Origin of the sequence: Variovorax sp. OV700 (assembly GCF_900099805.1) — a bacterium.
GTDB lineage: Bacteria > Pseudomonadota > Gammaproteobacteria > Burkholderiales > Burkholderiaceae_C > Variovorax.
This window is the reverse complement of sequence record NZ_FNDR01000001.1, coordinates 275,976-300,336: the sequence shown is the minus strand read 5'-3', so window position 1 is coordinate 300,336 and position 24,361 is coordinate 275,976. Positions and strand designations below refer to the sequence as shown.

General features: G+C 65.6%; 26 protein-coding genes and 1 pseudogene. 15 read left to right on the top strand and 12 right to left on the bottom strand.

Annotation, left to right across the window (positions count from 1 at the left end; all coding sequences use genetic code 11):
* Positions 1-9 precede the first annotated feature (9 nt).
* The gene (locus BLR24_RS01375) at positions 10-441 is read right to left on the bottom strand and encodes a hypothetical protein (RefSeq protein ID WP_093011515.1); all 432 of its coding nucleotides are present in this window, start codon (positions 439-441) and stop codon (positions 10-12) included.
* 256 nt (positions 442-697) lie between these two features.
* Between BLR24_RS01375 and BLR24_RS01370 the strand changes: the two genes are divergently transcribed.
* Positions 698-1,135 carry a hypothetical protein gene (locus BLR24_RS01370; RefSeq protein ID WP_093011512.1) on the top strand — a complete coding sequence of 146 codons (438 nt, stop codon included), beginning with the start codon at positions 698-700 and terminating at the stop codon, positions 1,133-1,135.
* Here BLR24_RS01370 and BLR24_RS01365 read toward each other — a convergent pair.
* The gene (locus tag BLR24_RS01365; protein ID WP_093011509.1) at positions 1,132-1,611 is read right to left on the bottom strand and encodes a DUF421 domain-containing protein; all 480 of its coding nucleotides are present in this window, start codon (positions 1,609-1,611) and stop codon (positions 1,132-1,134) included. The genes BLR24_RS01370 and BLR24_RS01365 overlap by 4 nt on opposite strands.
* 242 nt (positions 1,612-1,853) lie before the next feature.
* Between BLR24_RS01365 and BLR24_RS01360 the strand changes: the two genes are divergently transcribed.
* Entirely contained in the window at positions 1,854-2,168 is a 315-nt protein-coding gene (locus BLR24_RS01360; protein WP_093011506.1) for a plasmid stabilization protein, read from the top strand.
* A gap of 24 nt (positions 2,169-2,192) precedes the next feature.
* Positions 2,193-2,666, top strand: coding sequence for a CBS domain-containing protein (locus BLR24_RS01355; protein WP_093011503.1), 474 nt, complete (start codon positions 2,193-2,195; stop codon positions 2,664-2,666).
* A gap of 20 nt (positions 2,667-2,686) precedes the next feature.
* On the opposite strand, the gene BLR24_RS01350 is transcribed toward BLR24_RS01355, so the two are convergent.
* The gene (locus BLR24_RS01350; protein ID WP_254787122.1) at positions 2,687-3,262 is read right to left on the bottom strand and encodes a cysteine hydrolase family protein; all 576 of its coding nucleotides are present in this window, start codon (positions 3,260-3,262) and stop codon (positions 2,687-2,689) included.
* A gap of 148 nt (positions 3,263-3,410) precedes the next feature.
* Complete coding sequence (locus tag BLR24_RS01345) at positions 3,411-3,611, bottom strand: hypothetical protein (protein ID WP_093011497.1); 201 nt, start codon at positions 3,609-3,611, stop codon at positions 3,411-3,413.
* A 395-nt stretch (positions 3,612-4,006) separates the two neighbouring features.
* On the opposite strand from BLR24_RS01345, the gene BLR24_RS01340 reads away from it, so the two are divergent.
* From BLR24_RS01340 to BLR24_RS01315, 6 genes are all read left to right on the top strand, one after another.
* Positions 4,007-5,146 (top strand): DUF3182 family protein, encoded by a 1,140-nt coding sequence (locus BLR24_RS01340; RefSeq protein WP_254787121.1) that lies wholly within the window; start codon positions 4,007-4,009, stop codon positions 5,144-5,146.
* Positions 5,127-5,906 carry an alpha/beta hydrolase family protein gene (locus BLR24_RS01335; RefSeq protein ID WP_093011491.1) on the top strand — a complete coding sequence of 260 codons (780 nt, stop codon included), beginning with the start codon at positions 5,127-5,129 and terminating at the stop codon, positions 5,904-5,906. Before BLR24_RS01340 ends, BLR24_RS01335 begins: the two co-directional genes overlap by 20 nt.
* A gap of 8 nt (positions 5,907-5,914) precedes the next feature.
* On the top strand, positions 5,915-6,400 hold the full coding sequence (locus BLR24_RS01330) for a hypothetical protein (protein ID WP_093011487.1): 486 nt from the start codon (positions 5,915-5,917) through the stop codon (positions 6,398-6,400).
* 123 nt (positions 6,401-6,523) lie between these two features.
* Positions 6,524-7,021 carry a hemerythrin domain-containing protein gene (locus BLR24_RS01325; protein WP_093011484.1) on the top strand — a complete coding sequence of 166 codons (498 nt, stop codon included), beginning with the start codon at positions 6,524-6,526 and terminating at the stop codon, positions 7,019-7,021.
* 94 nt (positions 7,022-7,115) lie between these two features.
* Positions 7,116-7,709 carry a hemerythrin domain-containing protein gene (locus tag BLR24_RS01320; RefSeq protein WP_093011481.1) on the top strand — a complete coding sequence of 198 codons (594 nt, stop codon included), beginning with the start codon at positions 7,116-7,118 and terminating at the stop codon, positions 7,707-7,709.
* A gap of 51 nt (positions 7,710-7,760) precedes the next feature.
* Complete coding sequence (locus BLR24_RS01315) at positions 7,761-10,181, top strand: catalase (RefSeq protein ID WP_093011478.1); 2,421 nt, start codon at positions 7,761-7,763, stop codon at positions 10,179-10,181.
* An 18-nt stretch (positions 10,182-10,199) separates the two neighbouring features.
* Here BLR24_RS01315 and BLR24_RS01310 read toward each other — a convergent pair whose 3' ends face one another.
* A complete protein-coding gene (locus BLR24_RS01310; protein ID WP_093011475.1) occupies positions 10,200-11,513 on the bottom strand; it encodes an NAD(P)/FAD-dependent oxidoreductase in 1,314 nt (437 codons plus the stop codon).
* Complete coding sequence (locus BLR24_RS01305; RefSeq protein WP_093012722.1) at positions 11,514-12,950, bottom strand: homospermidine synthase; 1,437 nt, start codon at positions 12,948-12,950, stop codon at positions 11,514-11,516.
* Positions 12,951-13,186: 236 nt separating this feature from the next.
* Here BLR24_RS01305 and BLR24_RS01300 point away from each other — a divergent pair, with 236 nt between their 5' ends.
* Entirely contained in the window at positions 13,187-14,806 is a 1,620-nt protein-coding gene (locus tag BLR24_RS01300) for a phospholipase D family protein (protein WP_093011472.1), read from the top strand.
* 13 nt (positions 14,807-14,819) lie between these two features.
* Here BLR24_RS01300 and BLR24_RS01295 read toward each other — a convergent pair whose 3' ends face one another.
* The 4 genes from BLR24_RS01295 to BLR24_RS01280 form a co-directional block, all read right to left on the bottom strand.
* Positions 14,820-15,323, bottom strand: a complete 504-nt coding sequence (locus tag BLR24_RS01295; RefSeq protein WP_093011469.1) for a murein hydrolase activator EnvC family protein — start codon at positions 15,321-15,323, stop codon at positions 14,820-14,822.
* 129 nt (positions 15,324-15,452) lie between these two features.
* Positions 15,453-15,968 carry a CreA family protein gene (locus tag BLR24_RS01290; protein WP_093012718.1) on the bottom strand — a complete coding sequence of 172 codons (516 nt, stop codon included), beginning with the start codon at positions 15,966-15,968 and terminating at the stop codon, positions 15,453-15,455.
* A 5-nt stretch (positions 15,969-15,973) separates the two neighbouring features.
* Positions 15,974-16,525, bottom strand: a complete 552-nt coding sequence (locus BLR24_RS01285) for an NUDIX hydrolase (RefSeq protein WP_093011466.1) — start codon at positions 16,523-16,525, stop codon at positions 15,974-15,976.
* Positions 16,526-16,544: 19 nt separating this feature from the next.
* Positions 16,545-17,246, bottom strand: coding sequence for a fumarylacetoacetate hydrolase family protein (locus BLR24_RS01280; protein ID WP_055804494.1), 702 nt, complete (start codon positions 17,244-17,246; stop codon positions 16,545-16,547).
* Between the two features lie 88 nt (positions 17,247-17,334).
* Between BLR24_RS01280 and maiA the strand changes: the two genes are divergently transcribed.
* Both maiA and pgeF read left to right on the top strand, forming a co-directional pair.
* The gene (gene maiA, locus BLR24_RS01275) at positions 17,335-17,973 is read left to right on the top strand and encodes a maleylacetoacetate isomerase (protein ID WP_093011463.1); all 639 of its coding nucleotides are present in this window, start codon (positions 17,335-17,337) and stop codon (positions 17,971-17,973) included.
* Positions 17,974-17,995: 22 nt separating this feature from the next.
* The gene (pgeF, locus tag BLR24_RS01270) at positions 17,996-18,781 is read left to right on the top strand and encodes a peptidoglycan editing factor PgeF (RefSeq protein ID WP_175543168.1); all 786 of its coding nucleotides are present in this window, start codon (positions 17,996-17,998) and stop codon (positions 18,779-18,781) included.
* On the opposite strand, the gene BLR24_RS01265 is transcribed toward pgeF, so the two are convergent.
* Entirely contained in the window at positions 18,713-19,045 is a 333-nt protein-coding gene (locus tag BLR24_RS01265) for a hypothetical protein (RefSeq protein WP_093011457.1), read from the bottom strand. The genes pgeF and BLR24_RS01265 overlap by 69 nt on opposite strands.
* A 114-nt stretch (positions 19,046-19,159) precedes the next feature.
* Between BLR24_RS01265 and phaC the strand changes: the two genes are divergently transcribed.
* Positions 19,160-20,914, top strand: a complete 1,755-nt coding sequence (gene phaC / locus BLR24_RS01260; RefSeq protein ID WP_093012715.1) for a class I poly(R)-hydroxyalkanoic acid synthase — start codon at positions 19,160-19,162, stop codon at positions 20,912-20,914.
* A 58-nt stretch (positions 20,915-20,972) separates the two neighbouring features.
* Positions 20,973-22,151, top strand: coding sequence for an acetyl-CoA C-acetyltransferase (locus tag BLR24_RS01255; protein ID WP_093011454.1), 1,179 nt, complete (start codon positions 20,973-20,975; stop codon positions 22,149-22,151).
* Positions 22,152-22,350: 199 nt separating this feature from the next.
* Here BLR24_RS01255 and BLR24_RS01250 read toward each other — a convergent pair.
* Positions 22,351-23,264 (bottom strand): annotated as a pseudogene (locus tag BLR24_RS01250) (LysR family transcriptional regulator).
* Positions 23,265-23,377: 113 nt separating this feature from the next.
* On the opposite strand from BLR24_RS01250, the gene BLR24_RS01245 reads away from it, so the two are divergent.
* On the top strand, positions 23,378-24,355 hold the full coding sequence (locus BLR24_RS01245) for a Bug family tripartite tricarboxylate transporter substrate binding protein (RefSeq protein WP_093012712.1): 978 nt from the start codon (positions 23,378-23,380) through the stop codon (positions 24,353-24,355).
* Positions 24,356-24,361: the final 6 nt, after the last annotated feature.

Genomic DNA, 24,361 nt, shown 5'->3' with positions numbered 1-24,361 from the left:
TACCATTCATTATTTCTTCATTGCCTTGATGTCGGCCTTGCCCTTTGCCTCGTCGGCCTTGGCTTCCTTCACGCAAGCGTTCTTGGCGTCACCTTTGAGGTCGTCGCACTTTTCCTTGGCGACCTTGTAGGAGGCTTCCACCTTGGCTTCGGCGACCTTGCGAGCGTTTCCGTCGCTGGGCTTCTGCTTCTGGTCGAGTTCGGCCTTGGCAATCTTTTCCTTGCCCTTGGCTTCTTCCATGCAGACGTCCTTGGCGTTGTCCTTCATTGCATCGCAGGCAGCCTTGGCGGCTTTGTAGTCGGCCTCGATCTTGTCGCGGGCAGCCTTGAATTCGGCAATCGCCGGATCGGCCGCGGTCGGAGGCGGGGGGTTCACTTGCGCATGCACCTGAACGACGGTCAGGCAGGAAGCTGCGGCACACATCAATAACAGTTTCTTCATGGTGTGATCTCCTGGACGCACGGTGGTTTTTCTTGCAACGGAGACTCCGGCGTCGAAGCCAATATAGAAGCCAGCGGCCTGGCATCGGTAGGACGCTTCGCGAAGCGGCCGTAAGCACATGCCGACGCTTCGGCGTGGCGCTGTCCTGTGGCCTGCAGGTCGTCGGCACCCGCCGCCGCCGGCGATGCGCCCCGTCCTACCGGGCGGGCTGGTGCGGGGCGCACACTGCCTGAACGCGGATCTACAGGAGATCGCCATGCAAAAGCTTCACGCGTTGTTCGTTGCCATGTGGGTCGTGTGCTCGGCCGTGCCTCCAGCGGCAGCTCAGACCGCGCCGCCGCATCCGGCCGAGATCGACCCCGCTCTCGTCGAATACAGCGCCGCCCGGGGACGGATCGGCGCCACCTCCAAGGTGGCTTTGGGCCAGTGCGAGGCATTGGCCGGACCGGGCAGGATCGTCTGCATCAAGGAAGCCCAGGGCCGCGAAAAAATTGCCCTGGCCGAACTTGACCAGCAGCGCAATCCAAGCGACGCCAATGCCCGCCGGCTCGCGGAAACGAGAGCAGCGGTGAACTACGAGGTCGCCGTCGAAAAGTGCAACGACCGCCAAGGCGGGGACAAGGCCGAATGCCTTTCACGCGCCAGCGCGGAAGAATCGAAAGCCCGCGCCGGCATCAAGGCTCCCGGAAGCTAGTCGTTGCGGATCACGCTGACCTTTCCGTCGCCCTCCAGCCGCGCAATCTTGATCACGCTCAAGTCGTCGATGCCTTCTTCGCGCAGCTTTGCCAGCACCTCTTCGACGGTGATGCGCTGCTTGCGCAGCGTGCGCGTGACGAACTTGCCGTGCCTCACCAGCGGTTCGGCCGGCGGCTCGAGAAAAGCGGCGACCTTTTCGAAGCGGTAGGCGAGCACGTCCAGCAGGTAGTTCCATCCGATCAGAGTGCCCAGGAGGGCGATGCCGTTGGTGACGGACCGGTATTCGCCCTGCATGGCATTGCTCGACGCATCGGCCACCAGCACGATGAACAGCAGGTCGGCCATGCTCATCGAGCCCACGTCGCGCCGCAGCACGAAGCGGAAGACGATCAGCAGGAACCAGTAGATGACGCTGCCGCGGACCACCATCTCGAGCAGCGGCTGGTCGGGGGAGAACAGATCGGACAGGTTCATATGCGCCCTTCGGCGGCGGCGAGGGCGGCCACCTGCAACCGGATATTCCGCGCGTGCGAGGGGGCCGGGTGTCGTGCATTCGGCCTCAGGACCCGTCGGCGCAATCCCACATCGGGGCGCTCCGGACGCGTGCAGCTTTCGCCCCGCCAGACTGCTCCGACGCACAGGTCCTGTGTCTTCCGACCCCCGTCGCGAGTGGGCGGTGCAGGATGAAATCCCTTTCACACTTCAGGAGAGCAACGATGCCAAGAGGTGACAAGTCGTCCTATACGGACAAGCAGAAACGCAAGGCCGAACATATCGAGGAAGGCTACGAACACCGCGGCGTGGGCAAGGCCGAAGCCGAGAAGCGCGCATGGGCCACGGTCAATGCCGAGACCGGCGGCGGCAAGAAGAGCGGCAGCGGCCGCGGCAAGGCCGAAAACCACGCGCCTTCGCGCAAGGGCGGGCACAAGGGCGGCGCTGCGGCGGCATCGCGCACCGCCGCCGAGCGCTCGGCCTCGGCCAAGAAAGCGGCCGCCACCCGCAAGCGCAACGCCGAGCATCGCAGTGGTTGAGTAAACGAACCCAGGAGATTCCCAATGACTCGCGTATCCGAACTGATGACCCGTGGCGTTCGAACCCTGTCGCCCTCGGACTCGGTGGCGCTGGCCGCCCAGGCCATGGACGAGTTGGACATCGGCTCCGTTCCCGTGTGCGACGGCCAGCGGCTGATGGGAATGGTGACTGATCGCGACATCGTTCTTCGCGTGGTGGCGCAGAAGCTTTCGCTGGAGACTGCGGTGTCCGACGTGATGTCGAAGGACGTCAAGTGGTGCACCGACAGCGACAACGTCGAAACGGTGATGGACGAAATGGCCGGCTACCAGATTCGCCGCATGCCGGTGGTCGATGGCGACCGAAGGCTGGTGGGAATGCTCTCGCTCGGCGACGCGGCGGCGAAGGGTGACGCCGGCAAAGCGGGCGATACGCTCAACATCATTTCTCAGCCGGCCGAACCGGACCGCTCGAAGCAGTCCGCGGCAAGCGGGCCCGCTGGCGGAGGGGCGTCCTGAGCGAGACGTTTGCCGGTTTTTCAGCGCTTCGCAGGCAGGCGTATGCGTGAGCCGGGCGTGGTGGAGATTCGCTGCGCTTCCTCCGCCTGACGCAAAAAACGCTGATTGCGCGCAGGCGTCTGCGACGCCACGCAGTCGCGCGGAACAACGGCTTCCAAGTCGCGCATGCCCGCATCGGCCACGGTGGCCAGGATGCACTGATCGCTTGCCACGCCGGTCACGATCAGCCGGGTGGCTTTCAGATAGGCGAGCAGCAGTTCCAGCGGGGTGGCAAAGAAGGCCGACTGTTTCGGTTTGAGGACAAAATAGTCCTGCTCCTCGGGCAGGAGCGCTGAAGTGATCTCGGCGCCGGCACCTCCCGAGGCCAGCGACAGTTCCACCAGGCCTGGAAAATCCGAGCGCCAGCGCCCCCGGTTGTCGTTGACGTAGATGGTGGGCACGCCGGCGCGCGTGCAACGTGCCTTCAGAGCTGCAATCCGCCCGGTGATGGCGTGCGCACCCGGCAAGAGCTTCTCGGCGTCGGGAAAATCCCAGCAACTGATCATGTCGATGATCAGCAGAGCCGTATGGCCGGCTGCGGGAATGGGTGCAAGCACGGGAGGCTGGGAAGGCGCCATGAACCGGGGTCTCTGTGAGGGGAGACTCCACGATTCCCAAAGGCCGGCGCCGGGGCCGTAGGAAAGCCGCGCGTCGCGGCGAAAGTCGCCGCCATGCGCATCGGTCAGGACCGGGGTGGACGGCCGCTCACCGTTCGTCGGGCACGCCGAACGCTGCGCGCATCTCGTCGAGCCGCGCCTGCGCCACGTGAAAGCACTCGGAAATCTGCTCGGCCGTTGCTGCGGGATAGCCGGGCGGCGGCTGCAGCGCATTGCCCAGCCGTTCCCAGGCGGCCTCCCACGCCAGCTTGGCGAGCGCGCGGGACTCCGGGGTGGATGGAGCGGGCATGTGGGTCCTTGGTTTGCAACGCAATGAAGTATGCGCCGGATATCGCTGGATGGCGGGGCGGGCGGCGTAGGAGGCCGCTTTCACGACGACGCGCGTTATCCCGCTCCGCCGGGACGAAAGCTGCTCGACCATGGCGGCGAGGATGACGGCCGCCGCTTGCTGCAGTAAATTCAAAAAAACCAGGCCCCGCCCCAAGCGCAGGAGCCGGACCCATCGACATGCACGGATTGCCACCCTGCGCCACAGCCACCGTTCACAAGGAGCTGCCCCGATGAAAACGACCGATCTCAGCCGGCCCTTTGCCATCGTCGCCGGCGCGTTGTCCGGTATCGGCCCGAACCGCTGACACCGGGGCCGATCCCATGGACACCCTTTTCGGTTCAGGAGTCGCCGTCGTGGACACGATTCTGAAGAGCACCGGCGGCAGCGTCGTGGTCTGGAGTGCGGATCCAGAGGCCTACGCCAGTGATCATGAACGCGCCACGCGCAGCAATTTTGCGCAGCGGCTGGCAGCGATGAAGCAGTTCCGCTTTGCCGGCGAATACGACGCGTCGCGCGCCCACGAGAACACGCCGCTGTACTTCGTGCCGAGCGACACCATCTCCAGTACGCAACTGGCGCACTCGCTCGGCATCTCGACGCTGCACGACCTGTTCGGCGGCGTGGTTCCGTATCCTTTCGTCGCCACCAAGGCCATCACGCATCCGCTGGCCGGCCGCGCGGCCGCCTGTCCCGAGGGATGGGCGCCGGCCTTTGCCGCCGCCGTATCGGATGCGGTGCTCGACGGCTTCTCGGCGTTCTCGCTCGAGGACGCGCGATGGGCCGGGCGCCAGCTGCTGGAAAACGGCCCGGTGCGCGTCAAGCCCGTGTGCGCCACCGGTGGGCGGGGCCAGACGATGGTCACCGACGCCGATGCGCTGGACCGCTGCCTTGCAGCCATGGAAGAGAGCGAGATTGCGCTCCATGGCGTGGTGCTCGAAGAGAACCTCGAAAACCCCGAGACCTACAGCGTGGGGCAGGTGCTGGTCGACCGCCTGATCATGAGCTACTACGGCCGCCAGCGCATGACACGAGGCAACGACGGGCAGAGCGTCTATGGCGGCTCCGACCTGACGCTCGTGCGGGGCAACTTCGATGCGCTGCTGGCGATGAGCAGCCCGCCACCGGCGCTGTGCCTGGCCATCGAGCAGGCGCGGCACTATAACCAGGCGGTGATCGACTGCTTCCCGGGCTTCTTTGCCTCGCGCGTGAACTACGACGTGGCGCAGGGTGTGGGTGCGGGCGGCACCTGGCGTTCGGGCGTGCTGGAGCAGTCGTGGCGCGTCGGCGGCGCGACGGGAGCGGAAATGGTCGCGCTCGAACTCTTCTGGGGCGACCCGGCGCTCGACCGGGTGCGCGTTTCCTGCTTCGAGGCGTATGGTGCGGAAGCGCCGATCCCGGCCGATGCAAAGGTGCACTACCGCGGTATCGACAAACAGACAGGACACCTCACCAAATACGCATTGCAAAAGCCGTATGACAGCGACCCGACATAACTTCATAGACATATCCGTAGATGGTCAGCACATTGCCGGAACGCTGGTTGCCGCCTCCACCATGGTGCCCGGCGTTCTCCTGGTCCACGGCTGGGATGGCAGCCAGGAGCAGTACATCGCGCGCGCACACGAAATTGCCGCGCTCGGCTGCGTCTGCCTGACCTTCGACCTCCGCGGCCACGCGCGCCATGCCTCGCTGCGCCAGGAGGTCACCCGCGAGGACAACCTGCGCGACGTGCTCGCGGCCTATGACACGCTCATCAGCCACCCGACCGTCGACCCCGGTGCCATTGCCATCGTCGGCAGCAGCTACGGCGGATACCTGGCGGCGCTGGTCAGTGCCATGCGGCCGGTGCGCTGGCTCGCGCTGCGTGCGCCGGCGCTCTACAGGGACCGCGAATGGCTGGCCCCCAAGGGGCAATTGAGCAGGCCCGATCTCGTGGCCTACAGGCGCACGCTGGTCGGCCCGCGCGACAACCGCGCGCTGGCCGCATGCGAGGCGTTCACGGGCGACGTGCTCATCGTCGAATCGGAGCACGACCAGATCGTGCCGCACCCGGTGATCGAGAACTACCTGGGTGCGTTCAAGCGCGTGCGCTCCGCAACGTACAGGGTTCTCTCCGACGCCGACCATGCGCTTTCGAAACAGGCGCACCGCCAAGCCTACGGGCAACTGCTCGTTTCCTGGATGACCGAGATGACCATCGGCGCCAGAGCGACCGGCGCCATGACACGGCCCGTGGCCGCGAGTCCTGCGTAGGAGGCCCTATGAAGAGTGCAAACCAGCGCCGGCTGCAAGTGCTGCGAACCGGCCTGGTGGCCGGCACCTTGGCAAGCTTTGCTTCCACCGGGGCGCTGATGCTGTGCGGCCGCCGCGATGCCGGCAGCATGGTGGCGCCCACCAACGCCACCAGCCACTGGCTGTGGGGCGACCAGGCCTTCGCGGTGCGCGAACCCACGCTCAAGTACACCGCGATTGGCTATGCCACGCACCATGCGAGCGCCATCTTCTGGGCGCTGCTCTATGCCTGGCTGCATGCGAGCCGCCACCCGGCGCAGTCGGTGCCCGCGGCGCTTGCCAGTGCCGGTGCCGCCTCGGCGGTGGCCTGCGCGGTCGACTACACGATCACCCCGCGCCGGCTCACGCCGGGTTTCGAGCATCACCTTTCGAAACGCTCGATGGGCATCGTCTACGGCCTCTTCGCCGTGGGGCTGGCGGCCGGCTGCCTGCTGGCGCAGCGCGGGCGCGGGTAGGCCTGGCGGGAGCGCGGCGCGCGGGTAGTGCGCCGTGCTACGTGCACTCAAGGAGCTTTCCTACGTCGCGGGATTTGCAGTCCTTTCATCGTTCAGCTTCCATCAACCCAACCGGAGCCCACGATGCCCACCTCCACCAAGCGCGCAGCACCCGACGCCTGCAGCCTTCTCGACACGGACCACCGCAACGTCAAGAAGATGTTCAAGGAATATGAGGAACTGACTCATTCGCGAGCTGCCAATGCGCAGCAGAAGAAGCGCGAGCTTGCCAACCAGATCTGTACCGAGCTGACCGTTCACGCGCAGATCGAGGAAGAAATTTTCTACCCGGCGTTGCGCGAGGCGATCAGCGAAACCGATCTGCTGGACGAGGCCGAAGTCGAGCATGGCACCGCCAAGGAACTGATCGCGCAGATCGAATCGGCCACCGACGTGGACGACAAGTTCGACGCCAAGGTCATCGTGCTGGGCGAGTACATCGACCACCACGTGAAGGAAGAGCGCAACGAGATCTTCGTCAAGGCACGCGCAGCCAAGAGCCTGGACCTGATGGCCATGCGCGAGCAGCTTGCAATGCGCAAGGAAGAATTGATGGAAGAGGTCACGGGCGTGGCCGCCTGAGCGGGAGGCCCGAGCCGGCCTTTGGCCGTTGATCCCGACGCCCGGCCGGCATCGGCCGGGCGCCCTTTTTTCCCTCTTCGCCTTGGAGCTCACCATGACAAATATCGTTTCCCGGCTGTTTCCCACGGCGACCAACATGATTCGCCTGGACCACACGCACGTGCTTTCCACCTTTCACCAGTACAAGGCAAGTGCGCCGTCCCGCGTGAAAAAGGGACTGGTCAACACCATCTGCACCGCACTCGAAATTCATGCGCAGCTCGAAGAAGAAATCTTCTATCCCGAGTTGAGCAAGGTCTGCGAGGACGAACGAATCACGAAGGCGCGCGACGAGCATTCGGAGATGCGCCGCCTCATCAGCCTGCTGCGCACCATGGAGCCCGAAGCGCGCGACTACGACGAGACTCTGTCGTCGCTGATGCGGGACGTGATGCATCACGTCGCGGACGAAGAAACGATTCTGCTGCCCGCGGCCGAGAAGCTGCTGGCCGACAAGCTCGGCGAAATGGGCGCGCAGATGACCAAGCGCCGGCTGCAGCTTGCCGGGCCGCGCTCCGGCGAGATCGCTCTGGACATGGGCCGCGCGGCTTCAGGCAACACCGCGGCCATCGCGATGGTCGGGCTGGCCGCAGCCGGGCTCTTGCTGGCACGGCGCTCCGGCCACCGGCGCTGGCATGCGCGCGCCTGAGAACTCGCCCTGTTGCTGCGACACCGACGCTAGTCATTGAATGGAGTTTTCATGCCAACCTCGAAGCTGCCTCCCGGTTCCGACCGCGCCACCACCAGCGCTGCGGCAGCCGCCCGCAATACCGACAGCGGCGCCGCGAACCTGCCGGGCGGTTTACCGCCCGACCCACCATCGCAAAAAGCCGCGCACGCGCAGGCGCTTGCGGCTTCGATGCCTTTCAACGCGAACAAGCCGCTGGAGCATGGACACGACAACGCGCTTCGCCCCCAGGCCGGCCAGACAGCTGAGCCGCTGTCGTCGGCGGCAACCGCCAGCACGCTCTCGGAAGAGATCGGTTCGGAGAAGACCGGCAGCATGGCCATGCCGGGCCTGAACGCCACCATCGAATCCCTTGACAGGGTGCGCGTGGACTCGGGTGGCCAACGGCTCACCACCAATCAGGGTGTGCCCATCGCGGACAACCAGAACTCGCTGAAGGCCGGACTGCGCGGCCCCGCGCTGCTGGAAGACTTCATTCTTCGCGAAAAGATCACCCACTTCGACCACGAGCGCATTCCGGAGCGCATCGTGCATGCGCGCGGCTCGGGCGCCCACGGCTTTTTCGAGTGCTACGAAGGCATTCCGCAGTTCACCAAGGCTGCCCCTTTGCGCGAAGCGGGAAAAATCACACCGGTCTTCGTGCGCTTTTCCACCGTGGCGGGCGAGCGTGGCTCCAAGGACACCGCGCGCGACGTGCGCGGCTTCGCCGTCAAGTTCTACACGGACGAGGGCAACTGGGACCTGGTGGGCAACAACATGCCGGTGTTCTTCATCCAGGACGCGATGAAATTCCCGGATCTCGTCCACGCCGTGAAACCCGAGCCGCATCACCAGATGCCGCAGGCCGCCAGCGCGCACGACACCTTCTGGGATTTCGTCGGGCTCATGCCCGAGTCGACCCACATGCTGATGTGGGCGATGTCAGACCGTGCCATTCCGCGCAGCTTTCGCATGATGCAAGGCTTTGGCGTGCACACCTTCAGGCTGGTGAACGAAGCCGGCGATTCCGTGTTCTGCAAGTTCCACTGGACACCTGTTCTCGGAACCCATTCGCTGGTGTGGGAGGAGGCGGTGAAGATCTCGGGTGCCGACCCCGACTTTCATCGCCGCGACCTGTGGGAGGCCATCGAGGCCGGGGAGTTTCCGGAATGGGAACTTGGCCTGCAGATCTTCACCGAGGAAGAGGCCGATGCCTTCAGTTTCGACGTGCTCGACGCCACCAAGATCGTGCCGGAAGAACTGGTGCCGCTCACGCCGGTAGGCCGCCTGGTGCTCAACCGCAATCCCGACAATTTCTTTGCCGAGACGGAGCAGGTGGCGTTCTGTGCCGCGCACGTGGTGCCGGGCATCGACTTCACCAACGACCCGCTGCTCGCGGGGCGTATCCACTCGTATGTCGACACGCAGATCACGCGGCTGGGCGGACCGAACTTTCATGAGCTGCCGATCAACGCGCCGATGGCGCAGGTGCACAACAACCAGCGCGACGGAATGCACCGCCAGGCCGTCCATCGAGGGCGTTCGGCCTACGAGCCGAACTCGCTGGGCGGCGGCTGTCCATTCCAGGCCGGCGCTTCGGCGGGCTTCATGACCTTTCCCCAGCGCGTGGAGCAGGACAAGGTGCGCGGCAAACCCGAGAAATTTGCCGATCACTACACGCAGGCCAGGCTTTTCTTCGACAGCCAGACGCCGACCGAGCAGGCGCACATCGCGGCCGCGTTTCGCTTCGAGCTCTCGAAATGCACCGTGCCTGCCGTGCGCGAACGCATGGTGGCGAGCCTCGTCAACGCATCGCCGCTGCTGGCGCAGCAGGTGGCCGAGGGGTTGGGCATGCCGCTGCCGCCCGCGCTGCCCATGGCACTCGAGCAGCCCGTGAAGCCGGAAGTGACGCGCTCGCCTTCACTCTCGCTGATGGCGCGGCCCGGCGACGGATCGGTGCGAACGCGCAAGGTGGCATTGCTGGTGGCGGATGGCATACAGGGCGAGCAGATTGCGGCCATCCAGGCGGCGTTGCTGGCCGAAGGCGCCGTGGGCCGGCTGGTGGGTCCGCGTATAGGCCCGTTCCGCACGGCCGAGGGCGAGACGATGGAAGCCGATGCCTCGATGGAGAACGAACCCGGCTTCCTGTTCGACGCGCTCGTGCTGCCCGATGGAGCAGGCGGCGTGGAGCTTCTCTCCGCCAATCTCCACACCGAGCCGTTCATCAAGGATCAGTTCCAACACGGCAAGACGATTCTTGCGCTCGGCGCGTCCGCCGTCCTTTTGGCCGAAGCGAAAATTCCCGAGGCCCTGCCTTCGGGCGATCCGGATCCGGGCGTGCTGCGCGCCGGCGCGGAGAATTTCGAGTCGGCCCTCAAGGCCTTCGTCGCGGCGCTCGCGAAGCATCGGCATCCGGCACGCGAACTTGGCGTGCTGGTGGCGGGCGACGACTAAAGGGAGAACGCGAACGTTCTACAGAAGATCCCGCAGGCGGTAATACATCATTCCCAGCACCAGCGCAGGGGTGCGCAGCATGGTGCCGCCGGGAAAGGAGTGGTGCCCGATGCGCGCGAAAAGATCGAAGCGTTCCGCCTGTCCCGCAATGGCCTCGGCCGCCAGCTTGCCCGCCATGCCGGTGAGCGCCAGGCCATGGCCGGAGAAGCCTTGCAGGTAGTAGATGTTGCCTCCGATGCGCCCGAAGTCCGGCGCCTGGTTCATGGTGATGTCGACGAAGCCGCCCCATGCGTGGTCGACGCCCAGATCCGACAGTTGGGGAAAAACCGCAAGCATGCTCTTGCGGATCTTTTCGATCAGGTTGCGCGGCGTCCTCGCGCTGTAGCTGTCGCCCGAGCCGAACAGCAGACGATGGTCCGCGCTCAGGCGGAAATAGTCGAGGACGAAGTTCGTGTCCGATGCCGCCGGCCTGCCTCGCATGAGCGAATCCGCGCGTGCCTTGTCCATCGGCTCGGTGGCGATCATGTAGGTGCCCACGGGCATGATGCGCGACGACACCTCGGGTGCCACGTCGTCCCCGTATTCGGCGAGGTAGACATTGCCGGCCAGCACCACGTAGCTGCACCGCACCTCGCCCTGCGCGGTCTTGACGATGGGGCGGGGACCGCGCTCGATCACTTGCGCGGCCGAGTTTTCGTGCAGCTGGGCACCCGCGGCGCGCGCGGCGCCCGCAAGGCCCAGCGAATATTTCAGCGGATGCAGATGGCCTGAGCGCGCGTCGAAAGTGCCGGCGTCGAAGCGCTCGCTGGCCACGCACTCCGCAACGTCTTTGGGCCCCAGCCATCGGAGCGGATAGCCGTGCACGCGGTGCACGTGGTCCATCCATTCGCGAAGCGCACGCGACTTGGACGGCTTGACCGAAAGGTTCAGATAGCCGGGTTGCCAGTCGCAGTCGATCGCGTAGCTCGCAATCCGCTCCTGCATGAGATCCAGCCCTTCGACCGAGATGCTCCAGGCACGGCGCACGTCTTCGGGCGAAAACTGGTCTTCAATCGCTTCTTCGCCGTCAGAGCCGAAGCCGACGATCACCTGTCCGCCGTTGCGGCCCGAAGCGCCCCAGCCGACGCGCTGGGCTTCGAGCAGCACCACGGCAAAGCCGCGCGTGGCAAGTTCGAGCGCCGCCGAGAGCCCCGCCAGCCCGCCGCCCACCACGCACACGTCGGCAGTGGCAATGCCTTCGAGCGGGCGTGTGGCCTCGAACCGCGTCGCCCGCTGCACGCTGGCTTCGTAGTATGAATTCTCGACAACGCCGAGTTCCTTGCGCAACAGCAATCACGTCACCCGGAAGTTGAGGAACTGCCACGGATCTTCACTGTCCATTTCCTCCTTGAAGAGCGGACAGCGGTCCTTCAGCGGCGTCCAGTCGCCATACACGCCCACCACTTCTCCCAGATAGGGCATGGCGGCTTCAAGCACCACGCGGTGGTCGAGGTCGTCCGGCTCCACCAGCCCCGCATCGGGATTGCGCAGCGCCCACACCATGCCGCCCAGGATGCCGGCCACCACCTGCAGGCTGGTGGCGCTGTTGGCAGGCGCGAGTTCGCGCGCCTGTTCGATGGTGAGTCGCGAGCCATACCAATAGACGCCCTTGGGGTTGCCCATCAACAGCACGCCGAGTTCGTCCATGCCTTCGGCGATTTCGTCGCGCACGATTCTCTGATGGTGTTGCAGCTGCCAGTTCTTTCCCGCCAGTTCGTGCAGGGAGAGCACGGCGTCGTCACAGGGGTGATAGGCATAGTGCACCGTGGGGCGGTACAGCACCTCGCCGTCCTTGCGCAGCGTCAGGTGGTCGGCAATCGAGATCGATTCGGCATGCGTGACCAGGAAGCCGTGGTAGGGACCTTCGAGCGGCGTCCAGCTGCGAACTCGCGTGCCGATGCCCGGGCGGCTCAGATAGATGGCCGCGTCGCTGCCGAAGCCGTGTCGCGCCGCATCGGCCGGCCAATGTCGCTCGTGCGTGCCCCATCCCAGCTCGGCGGGTTGAAGTCCTTCGTCGACGAAGCCCCGTATCGACCAGGTGTTGACGAATTCGTTTCTCTGCTTGCGCTGGCGGGCGACCTGCGTGTCGCGTTCGGCAATGTGAATCACCTTGATCTCGAGCTGCTGCGCGAGCGCGGCCCAATCCTCGTAGCTGGTGGGCATCGACTCGAGTTCGGCATGCGTGTCGGCCGCGATATTCAGCAGCGCTTGCTTGACAAGCGCCGACACCACGCCGGGGTTGGCGCCTTGCGTGATGATTGCCGTGGGTCCGCTGCGCTTGTCGAGGCGCCAGGCCGGCAGCTCCTCGCGCAGGCTGTAGTTCGAACGGCGCGAAGGAGGGAGGCCGGGGTCGTCGTACCGGCCATCCCAAGGCTCGTTGCAGGTGTCGAGATAGAAGACCCCGCGCTCGCGGCAGAGCTTGATGAGCGCAAGACTGGAGACATCGACCGACAGGTTGACCAGGAAGTCGCCTTTGCCGAGCAGCGGCTCGAGCACGGCGGCGAAATTGCCTTCTTCGAGCCGGGTGGGAATGACCTCGACCCCCAGCTTCTTTGCCAGCCCGCTGCGGTCTTCGCCTGCCTTCACGATCTTGATGTCCGAAGCCTTGAGATCGAAATGACGCAGCAGCACGGGCAGCAGCGCCTGGCCGATGGAGCCGAAGCCGATCATCGTCAGCTTGCCGCCAAGGCGCGCCAGCAATCCGTTGTTGCTGTTCTTCTTCTTCGTCATCCGCATACCTCGCTGAGTGGCACACGCCCGGCATCCGGAAATGCCGGCCTGCTTCGATTCGTCGGGTCAATGTGGCGCGGCGGCAATGGCGCGTGCGTCAGCTTGGCTTTGCCGATGGTGTAGGAAGACTCCATGCGCGCGGCTTCGACTGGCTCATGGTAGAAACCGGCCACCCTGCGCGCTGCGCGCACCGCATCGACCCGATGTCAGAACACCTAATCCCGCAAATTTCAGAGATGGCCGTCAACGTCGGCTTCCGCCGCTCCTGGGCTCAACGGCAGCTGTGGCTGCTGCTTGGCCTTGCCTTGCTGTTCCTGGCCGGCTGCGCCGGCCTACCGGCGGGGGTGGAACGCAAGCCGTCGATGGCAATCACGGATGGCGCCGACACGGAGCTGGGGCGAATGGTCACCGCGGCGTCGCCGCCAGGGCAGGGGCTGAGCGGCTTCCGGCTGCTGCCGATGCCGCAATATTCGCTGCATGCGCGCATCGAGCTCGCGCGCCGCGCTCAGCGCTCCATCGACGTGCAGTACTACCTGGTGCAGAACGACGAAACCGGTCGCTACCTGCTGCGTGCGCTGCGCGATGCGGCAGAGCGCGGTGTGCGCGTGCGCCTCCTGGTGGACGACCTCTACACCGCCGGTGCCGACCCGTTGTTCGCGGGCTTCGCGGCGCACCCGAACGTGGAAGTGCGGATGTTCAATCCGTTCCCGGCCGGGCGCGGCCGGTTGGGCACGCGCTGGGCGTCGTCACTGCTCGACTTCGACCGCGTGCATCGCCGCATGCACAACAAGCTGTTCGTGGTGGACAACACCATGGCGGTGATGGGCGGGCGCAACATCGCCAATGAATACTTTCTGCGCGATGGCGGCTCCAACTTCATCGACATCGACACGCTGGTGGCTGGCACCGTCGTGCCGCGGCTCTCGTCGCTGTTCGACATGTACTGGAACAGCCCCTATGTGTATCCCGTCGAATCGCTGGTCTCGACCGGCGGCACGCCGCAGCAGCTGCGCGAACGCTTCGAGCAACTGACCGGAGGGCCGGACACTCTGCATCCCGAGCCCATCGTTTCCACCGACCTGCTTGGGAACAACGCGCTCGCCAAGGATCTGGACGAGGGCGTGTTGTCGCTTGTCTGGGCGCGCGCCGAAGCGTATGCCGACGCCCCCGCCAAGGCATTGGGGCCCACGGACGAGGCCCGCGGGCTGCCGGCCGACGAATCGACCGACAGCGTGCTCTACAACGTGCGGCGATACCTGCGCGGCGCGCAGCAGAACATCCTGCAGACGACGCCCTACCTGATTCCGGGTCGCGGCGGCATGGAGACGATGCGCCTCGTGCGGCAACGGGGCGTGAGCTACACCATCGTCACCAATTCGCTGGCGGCCACGGACGAATCGCTGGTGCACATCGGCTACCGCCGCTACCGGCCCGAGATGCTGGGCCTGGGCGTGGAACTCTACGAGCTGAGCCCCAAGCGCGTCGAGGAAACCAAGCGCTTCGGCATCTACGGCTCGGCGAGCGGACGATTGCACGGAAAGTCGGCCGTGGTCGACCGCAACATCGTCTTTATCGGCTCGATGAACTTCGATCCGCGCTCGATGCTGCACAACACCGAGATCGGGATCTTCATCTTCAGCCCCCAGATTGCGCAGCAACTCACCAGCCTGATCGGTTTCATCCGCCTGGACGGCGCCTATCAGCTGCAGTTGGGCCCGCGTGGCGGCATCGAATGGGTGAATCCCGCGTCGGGCGATGGGGCCGACACCATCCTGCACGTGGAGCCGGAAACAGATTTCTGGTCGCGCTGGAAGCTGGAGCTGTTGGCTCCGCTGGTGCCGGAGAGCCTGCTTTGAAGGGCGTTCTGCGCTATTGCTGCAGGCGCCCGCTCAGGTAGGGCTCGGGATCGACGGCGGTGCCGTTCTTGCGGATCTCGAAATGCACCTTCACGCGGTCGGCGTCGCTCTTGCCCATTTCGGCGATCTTCTGGCCCTGCCGCACCACCGCGTTTTCCTTCACGAGGATGGTTTGCGCGTGGGCGTAGGCAGTGAGGAAGGTCTCGTTGTGCTTGATGATGACCATGTTGCCGTAGCTGCGCAGCTCGCCGCCCACGTACACCACGCGGCCGTCGGCCGAAGCCACGATGGGGTCGCCGGCATTTCCGGCAATGTCCAGGCCCTTGTTGCGCACGCCGTCGAAGCGGGCGATGGTGGTGCCGCTGGCGGGCCTGATGAACATGGCCTGCGGCTGCTGGACTGGCGGCGGTATGTACACGCCCGGCCGCGCGGGCGGCTGCGGGGTGGTGCAGGCTGCGAGGCCGGCCGCCAGGAGAACCGCGGCGCCGGTACGAAAAGCTAGATCTTGAAGGTGCATGGCTCTGTTGGAACGATTTCGTTGCGGAGGGTTCCTTCGGGTCGGCGCGCCGGGCAAGCCGCCGCGGGGCATGCTAGCAAACTCGCGAAAGCGCCCTCAGCGCGGCGGTGCGGCCGGACCCGGCGGAAGCTACTTGAGCGGGATCGGAGTGCCGCGGTCGATGGGCACGGCGGTGACGCTGTTCTTGGGCGAGCCGTCGATCAGCAGGTCGGAATAAGTGAGATAGACCAGCGTGTTGCGCTTGGGGTCGACCATGCGCACCACCCGCAGCCGCTTGAAGAGAATCGACAGCCGCTCGGTGTAAACCTCCTCGCGCTTGGGCAGGGGCTGCGTGACGCTGACCGGGCCGACCTGGCGGCAGGCAATGGAGGCCTCCGACTTGTCTTCGGCCACGCCGAATGCGCCGGCTAGGCCTCCCGTCTTGGCACGCGAGACGTAGCAGGTCACGCCGTTGACCTTGGGGTCATCGTAGGCTTCGACCACGATCTTGTGGTCGGGCCCGATGAGCTTGAACGCGGTGTCGACATCGCCCACGACTTCTGCGTGTGTAACAGCGGCCAAGCCCGCACCCAGGGCAAGGCCGCAGGCGAGGGCGCCGCGGCGCAGCAAGGTGGTCATGGGGGTGGTGCGGGGTGCCTGGGTCATGCGGTTCAAACGATGCTGAGTTCGTGCACGCGATCGAAGCTGCCGCGCCGCCGGTCTTCGAAGAAGTGCTCCAGCGCCTCGCGCACGGTGCGAAAGGCGATTTCTTCCCAAGGGATTTCTTCCTCGGTGAAAAGCCGGGCCTCGATGGTCTCGTGGCCGGGATCGAAGCGGTCGTCCAGCAGACGCGCGCGGTAGAACAGGTGAACCTGGCCCACGCGCACCACGCTGATCACTGCGAACAGGCCCTGCATCTCGTAGTGGGCGCCGGCCTCTTCGTCGGTCTCCCGGGCCGCGCCCTGTGCCGCGGTTTCGCCAAGCTCCATGAACCCCGCGGGCAGCGTCCACTTGCCCCAGCGCGGCTCGATGTTGCGCTTGCACAGCAGCACCTTGTCGCCCAGGACGGGAATGGTGCCCACCACGTTCAACGGGTTCTCGTAGTGGATGGTGTTGCAGGCAGGGCAGACCGCGCGCTCCTTGGTGTCGCCGTCGTCGGGGACGCGGTAGACCACTGCGGTGCCGCAGTTCTTGCAGTGCTTGATGGGTACGCGCAGGATCATGAAGCGTGACGTAAGAGGGTCAGACGACCTTGACGGTCAGCTTGGGCAGGCCGGCCACTTCGCCAACCAGCGTGTCGCCCGCCACCACGGCGGCCACGCCTTCGGGCGTGCCGGTGAAGATCAGGTCGCCGGGCTGAAGCTCCCAGGCGGCCGACAGATGCTCGATGGTCTCGGCCACGTTCCAGATCAGCTTGGCGACCGTGCTGCGCTGGCGGTCGGTGCCGTTCACCTGCAGCGAGATCTCGGCTTTTTCGGCATCGCCCGCTGCCGCCACCGGCACGATCGGGCCGATGGGCGCGCTCTGCTCGAAGCTCTTGCCGATGTCCCAGGGGCGGCCCTGCTTCTTCATGTCGTTCTGCAGATCGCGGCGCGTCATGTCCAGGCCCACGGCGTAACCGAAGATGTGCTTGTGCGCATCGGCCGCCTTGATGTTCTTGCCGCCGGTGCCGATCGCCACCACGAGCTCGATCTCGTGGTGCAGGTTCTTGGTGAGGGTGGGGTAGGCGATGGTGCCGGTCTGCCCCGCATCGACCACCACCGCGGCGTCGGCTGGCTTCATGAAGAAGAAGGGCGGTTCGCGGCCGGTAAAACCCATTTCCTTGGCGTGATCTTCGTAGTTGCGGCCCACGCAATAGATGCGGTGCACCGGAAAGCGGGCCGACTGTCCGACCACCGGAATGGAAACGGCCGCGGGAGGGGCGAAAACAAACTCGGAAGCCATTGCGTCTGTCCTTTCAGCGAAACAGGAAAAAACGGCAGTGTGCCAGAGGCAGACCGGGGCTGCCGGTGAGCGCTATGCTCTTGGAATCATGAAGCTGCACAACTACTTCCGCTCCTCTTCGTCTTTCCGGGTGCGCATTGCGCTCAATCTCAAGGGCCTGGAATACGACTACGTGCCGGTGCACATTGCCCGCGGCGACCATCGCACGGGCCCGTACTCGGCCATTTCGCCCGACATGCTGGTGCCGCTGCTCGAAGACGAGGGCGAGCGCTTTTCGCAGTCGATGGCCATCATCGAATACCTTGACGAGACCAACCCCGAGCCGCCGCTGCTGCCGAGCGACCCGGTCGGCCGTGCCCACGTGCGCGCGCTTGCCCAGTCGATTGCCTGCGAGATCCATCCGCTGAACAACCTGCGGGTGCTCAAGTACCTGGTGAAAGAACTCAAGCTCGACGACGCCGCCAAGAATGCCTGGTATCGGCACTGGGTGCGCGATGGCATGCTGGCCTTCGAACGCCAGCTGGCGCTGCAACCCGCCGGCATCTTCTGCTACGGCAACACGCCCACGATGGCCGACTGCTGCCTGGTGCCGCAGATCTTCAACGGCAAGCGCTTCGACTGCGACTTCAGCGGCCTGCCGCGCACGATGGCGGCCTACGAGGCCTGCATGGAGCTCGACGCCTTCCAGCGCGCCCAGCCCTCGCAAGCGCCCGACGCGGAAGCCTGACCGGGTGGCCGGGCCCGCCATGATGGACGCGCACTGGCTCGTGCCGGACTGGCCGGCGCCACCGAACGTACGGGCCGTGTGCACCACGCGCCAGGGCGGTGTTTCGCGCGGCCGCTACGAAAGCCTCAACCTCGGCGACCACGTGGGCGACCTGGCCGACGACGTCGCCGAGAACCGCCACCGCCTGGAGCAAGCCATCGGCGCGCGCCCGGTCTTCCTGCAGCAGGTGCACGGCATCGGCGTCGCGGCGCTCGATGAGGCCGAATCGGAGGGCGTCGTGCGCGACGGCACGGCGGCCGATGCCTGCACCGCATCCACGGTCGGGCTGGCCTGCACCATCATGGTCGCCGACTGCCTGCCCGTGCTTTTCACCGACGGATCGGGCAGGCGCGTGGCGGCGGCGCATGCCGGCTGGCGCGGCCTTGCCGGCGGCGTACTCGAAGCCACCGCCCGGTGCTTCACGCCGGAGCCTGAGGCCGGACCCCCGCGCGGCGCTAGCAAAGTCATAGCGTGGCTCGGCCCCTGCATCGGGCCCGGCGCGTTCGAGGTCGGGCCCGAGGTCAAGGCTGCGTTCGAGGCGCATGCGCCCGAGGCCGCAAGCTGCTTTCGACCCGCCCCGGCGGCCGGCAAATGGCTCGCCGACCTGCCCGCGCTCGCGCGCCAGCGTTTGCGCGCGGCCGGCGTGGATGCCGTGTATGGCAACGACGGCAGCGACGGCTGGTGCACCGTCACCAACCCGTCACGGTTCTTTTCGCACCGGCGGGACGGCGTCAGCGGGCGCTTCGCCGCCCTGGTCTGGAAGGTCTGAATCTTTTTTGGCGGCCGCCGCTGCATCCGCGGCCGCAGCGGCGGCCAGGCGTGCCGCCTCCTGCGCCTCGGCCTCGCGTTGCCTCATGGCGCGGCGCCGGCCCGGTGTTCCCATCAGGTAAACCACCAAGGCCACCGGCGCCAATCCGTACAAAAGAAATGTGAAGATGGCGCCCAGCACGGTGCCCGTGGTGTTGGTGGCTTCGGCCACGGCCATCATCACGGCGACGTAGAGCCAGCCGATCACGATCAGGTGGATGAACACAACAAGTTTCAGTCGGTAAGTAGGTGGGCGGCGTTGTGAGCGCCTCGTGAAATGCAGCATACTCAAAACACGAGAAGCCATCCGTTCAGACTCAGGTGAGGACCAGGAGACATGATGAAGCAACAAGCGACGGGGGCCGATGCGTTCGCGCCCTTCCAGCAGGCACTTTCAGAGGGATGGAACAAGGCGCTGGAATCGTTCCAGCAATCCGCCGCACAGGGGGCCTCGGCCTTCAATGTCACCGGCGGCACGCCGCTGTGGCAGATCCCGTCGTCCGCCAGGATGCCCGAGTTGCCCAAGGTCTCCATCGACCCCGAAAAGCTCCAGTCCATCCAGCAGCAGTACGTGGCCGAGGCCGCCGAACTCTGGCGCCAGGGCCTCGCCGCCAAGCCCGAAGGCGACAGGCGCTTTTCGTCGGAGGCCTGGGGAAGCAATCCGCTCGCGGCTTTTTCGGCGGCCGTGTACCTGCTCAACGGCCGCACGCTTCTGAACATGGCTGACGCCATCGACGGCGACGAAAAGACCAAGGCGCGCCTGCGCTTCGCGGTCGAGCAATGGATGGCGGCCTCGTCGCCGAGCAACTCGCTCGCCTTCAATGCCGAGGCGCAGAAAAAAGCCATCGATACGCAGGGCGAGAGCATTGCCAAGGGCATCCATAACCTGCTGCACGACGTGAAGCAGGGCCACCTCAGCATGACCGACGAGAGCGCCTTCGAAGTGGGGCGCAACGTGGCGACCACCGAAGGCGCCGTGGTGTTCGAGAACGAGCTGTTCCAGCTGCTTGAGTACAAGCCGCTCACGGCCAAGGTGTACGAGCGGCCCTTCCTGCTGGTGCCGCCTTGCATCAACAAGTTCTACATCCTCGACCTGCAGCCCGAGAATTCGCTGATCCGCTATGCCAACGAGCAAGGCCACCGCGTGTTCGTGGTGAGCTGGCGCAACCCCGACGAATCGCTGGCCAACGCCACCTGGGACGACTACATCGAGAACGCCGCCATCAAGGCGATCCACACGGTGCAGGAGATCAGCGGCAGCAAGCAGATCAACGCGCTCGGGTTTTGCGTGGGCGGCACCATCCTCAGCACCGCGCTGGCCGTGCTCGCGGCGCGCGGCGAAAAGCCGGCGGCGTCGGTCACGCTGCTCACCACGTTCCTCGACTTCAGCGACACCGGCATCCTCGACATCTTCGTGGACGAGCCAATGGTGGCCTACCGCGAAATGCAGCTGGGCAAGGGCGGCCTGCTGCCGGGCATGGACCTGGCCTCGACGTTCAGCTTCTTGCGCCCGAACGACCTGGTGTGGAACTACGTGGTAGGCAATTACCTGAAGGGCGAGACGCCGCCTCCCTTCGACCTGCTCTACTGGAACAGCGACGCCACCAACCTGCCGGGCCCGTTCTACACCTGGTACCTGCGCAACACGTACCACGAGAACAAGCTCGCGAAGCCGAACGCGCTGACCGTGTGCGGCGAGAAAATCGACCTGGGCAAGATCGACATCCCGGCCTACATCTACGGCTCGCGCGAAGACCACATCGTGCCCATCGGCGGCGCCTATGCCTCCACGCAACTGCTGCCGGGCAAGAAGCGCTTCGTCATGGGCGCCTCGGGCCACATTGCCGGGGTGATCAATCCGCCCGCCAAGAAAAAGCGCAGCCACTGGATCCGCGACGACGGCAAGTTTCCGAAGACGCAGGCCGAATGGTTGACCGGCGCACAGGAGCATCCCGGCAGCTGGTGGACCGACTGGGCACAATGGCTCAAGGGCCACGCGGGCAAGCAGATCCCCGCGCCCAAGACCTACGGCAACGGCAAGGCCTACAAGGCCATCGAGCCGGCCCCGGGGCGCTACGTCAAGGCCAGGGCCTGACCGACCGGCGCCAAGACAAGCCACGCACTCACTTCAAATCACTTCAACGGAGAACCTCATGGAAGACATCGTCATCGTTTCGGCTGCACGCACGGCGGTCGGCAAGTTCGGCGGCTCGCTCGCCGGCATCGCGGCCACGGAGCTGGGCGCCCTCGTGATCAAGGAAGTGATCGCACGTGCCAATCTCACGGCCGACCAGGTCGGCGAAGCAATCATGGGGCAGGTGCTGGCCGCGGGCGCGGGCCAGAACCCCGCGCGCCAGGCATGGCTCAAGGGCGGTGGCGCCAAGGAAACGCCCGCGCTCACCATCAACGCCGTCTGCGGCTCGGGCCTGAAGGCCGTGATGCTCGCGGCACAGTCCGTGGCCACGGGCGACAGCGAAATCGTGATTGCGGGCGGGCAGGAGAACATGAGCATGGCGCCGCACGTGCTGCCCAACTCGCGCAACGGCCAGCGCATGGGCGACTGGAAGCTGGTCGACACCATGATCGTGGACGGCCTGTGGGACGTCTACAACCAGTACCACATGGGCATCACGGCCGAGAACGTGGCCAAGAAGTTCGGCATTGACCGCACCGCGCAGGACGAACTCGCGCTCGGCAGCCAGACCAAGGCCGCGGCCGCGCAGGATGCCGGCAAGTTCAAGGACGAGATCGTCGGTGTGAGCATTCCGCAGAAGAAGGGCGACCCCATCGTCTTCGACAAGGACGAGTTCATCAACCGCAAGTCCAGCGCCGAAGGCCTGGCCGGCCTGCGTCCCGCCTTCGACAAGGCCGGCGGCGTGACCGCGGGCAATGCCTCGGGCCTGAACGATGGCGCAGCCGCCGTGATGGTGATGACCGCCAAGAAGGCCGCTTCGCTCGGCCTCAAGCCGCTGGGCCGCATCGCGAGCTATGCCACCGCCGGCCTCGATCCGGCCATCATGGGCATGGGCCCGGTGCCCGCGTCGACCAAGGCGCTGCAGCGCGCCGGCTGGAAGGCCGCCGACCTCGACCTGCTCGAGATCAACGAAGCCTTTGCCGCGCAGGCCTGCGCCGTGAACAAGGAAATGGGCTGGGACGTGAACAAGGTGAACGTGAACGGCGGCGCCATTGCCATTGGCCACCCCATCGGCGCGTCGGGCTGCCGCATCCTGGTGACGCTGCTGCATGAAATGCAGCGCCAGAACGCCAAGAAGGGCATTGCTTCGCTGTGCATCGGCGGCGGCATGGGCGTTGCGCTGACGATCGAGCGATAGGTCGTTCGTCGGGCGGCGCACTTTGTGCACCGCCCAAATTTTGAGCAAACTGATTATTCCTCATATAAAACAACGACTTAAATCGTGTTTACAAGGAAGCACATCAGTTATCCCCAAAGTTGTCCACGGAAATTGGGGACGGCGCGCGCTTCTTGACGAATCGCCTGCAAGTCCTTGTTTTCAGTAGTCCGAGCCGCCATCAAGCGATGGCCGCCTGCTCACCGGCATAGTGCAGGCACAGCGTGTCGACCAGCGCCTGCGCATAGATGGGCAGCGCCGCCCGGTCCCGCACCAGCAAATACCGCTCCCGCACGCACCACGCGTCGCTGAGGTCGATCAGCGCGAGCTGCATGCTCTGCTGGTTGCGCCGCGCGGCCGATTCCGGCACCACGCCAATGCCTACGCCGCTGCCGATCATCCGGCACATGGCGTCGAAGCTGCCGAGCTGGATGCGCAGCTTCTGACGCTTGCCCAGGTTGTCGGTGATCTGCGCCAGAAAGGCCTGCAAGGTGCTGCCTTGCTGCATGCCGATGGCGTCTTCGTCGAGCGTCTCGGCGAATGAAATCTTGCGGCGCTTCGCGAAGCGGTGCTTGCGCGAGGTGACGAGCACCAGCCGGTCGGTGCTGAAGTGGATGGCTTCCAGGCCCAGCGTATCGACGCGGCCCGCCACGATGCCGATGTCGGCGCGGCCGTCGAGCACGCCGCGCGGGATCTGAGCATTCGGTTTTTCCTGAAGGTCGACGTTGATCCGCGGATTGCGCGCAAGAAAGCCGGGCAGGATTTCAGGCAAAAAATCGGTCACCGCCGTGGTGTTGGCGAACACGCGCAGATGGCCGCGCAGCCCGCCGCCGTATTCGAGCAGGTCGGCGCGCAGCTGCTCGGTCTGGTGTGCAGCACCAGCCGCGCATGATGCAAGAAGGCTTCTCCCGGCGGCAGCAGACGAACGCCGCGTGCTTCCCGCTGCAGCAGCTGCAACCCGGCCTGGGACTCGAGCGCCTTGATGCGCGCACTGGCCGCCGCGAGCGACAGATGCTGCCGCTCGGCCGCCCGCGTGAGATTGCCGAGTTCGGCCGTGGCAACGAAAAGGCGCAGGTCAGTCAGGTCGAAAAGCATGGTGCCATCGTACTCAAGCCTTCGGTATTTCAGAAGGCTGGGTTCCGAAATCGCAGATTGCGCGAAGGCGGGGGGGCAACGACCATGCGGGCATGGAGACAACACACATGAACCTGAAATTTCGCGTCGGCGCGCTGCTTTCGCTGGCGGCGGGGCTTGTGCTTGCGGTGAGCCCGGCGAGCGCAGAGCCTTACCCCTCCCGGCCCATCACGCTGGTCGTGCCGCAGGCCGCGGGCGGCACCAACGACATCGTCGGGCGTCTCGTGGGGCAGAAGCTCGGCGAGGTGATGAACAACGCCAGCGTGGTGGTCGACAACCGGCCCGGCGCGGGCGGCAACATCGGCACGCAGCTGGTCGCCAGGGGCCCGAAGGACGGCTACACGCTGCTCATGACCATCAGCAGCAGCCAGGCGATCAATCCGGCCCTCTACAAGAATCCGGGCTTCGACCCGGTGAAAGACTTCAAGCCCGTGGGTCTGATCGGCGCGGTGCCCAACGTGCTGCTGGTCAACCCCTCGTTTCCGGCCAAGGACTTCAACGAGTTCCTGAAGCTTGCAAGGCAGAAGGGCGCCAACTACCAGTACGCCTCCGCGGGCAACGGCACGCTCAACCACCTGCTCGGCGAAATGCTCAACAGCATGGCTGGCATATCGTTGCAGCACGTGCCGTACAAAGGTGTGGCCCCCGCGCTCAACGACGTGCTCGGCGGACAGTTGCCGATCGTGTTCGCGAGCCTGCCGTCGGCGCTCTCGCACATCAAGGCCGGCAAGCTGCGGGCGCTGGCCATAAGCGGCGACAAGCGCTCGCCCGTGCTGCCCGACGTACCCGCCATCGGCGAAGCGGTACCGGGCTACAACGGCACGCTGTGGATCGGCCTGTTCGCCCCCGCGGGCGTGCCCGCCGACGTGCTGGCCACGCTGCAGGATGCAACGCGCAAGGCACTGGTTGCCAAGGACCTGCGCGACAAGCTCGACCAGCAGGGCGTCGAGATTGCGGCGCCCACCACGCCGGACCAATTTTCGAAACTGCTGCAGGACGATCTCGCCAAGTGGGCGCGCATCGTGAAGGCATCCGGCGCCGCGGTGGACTGAGAAACC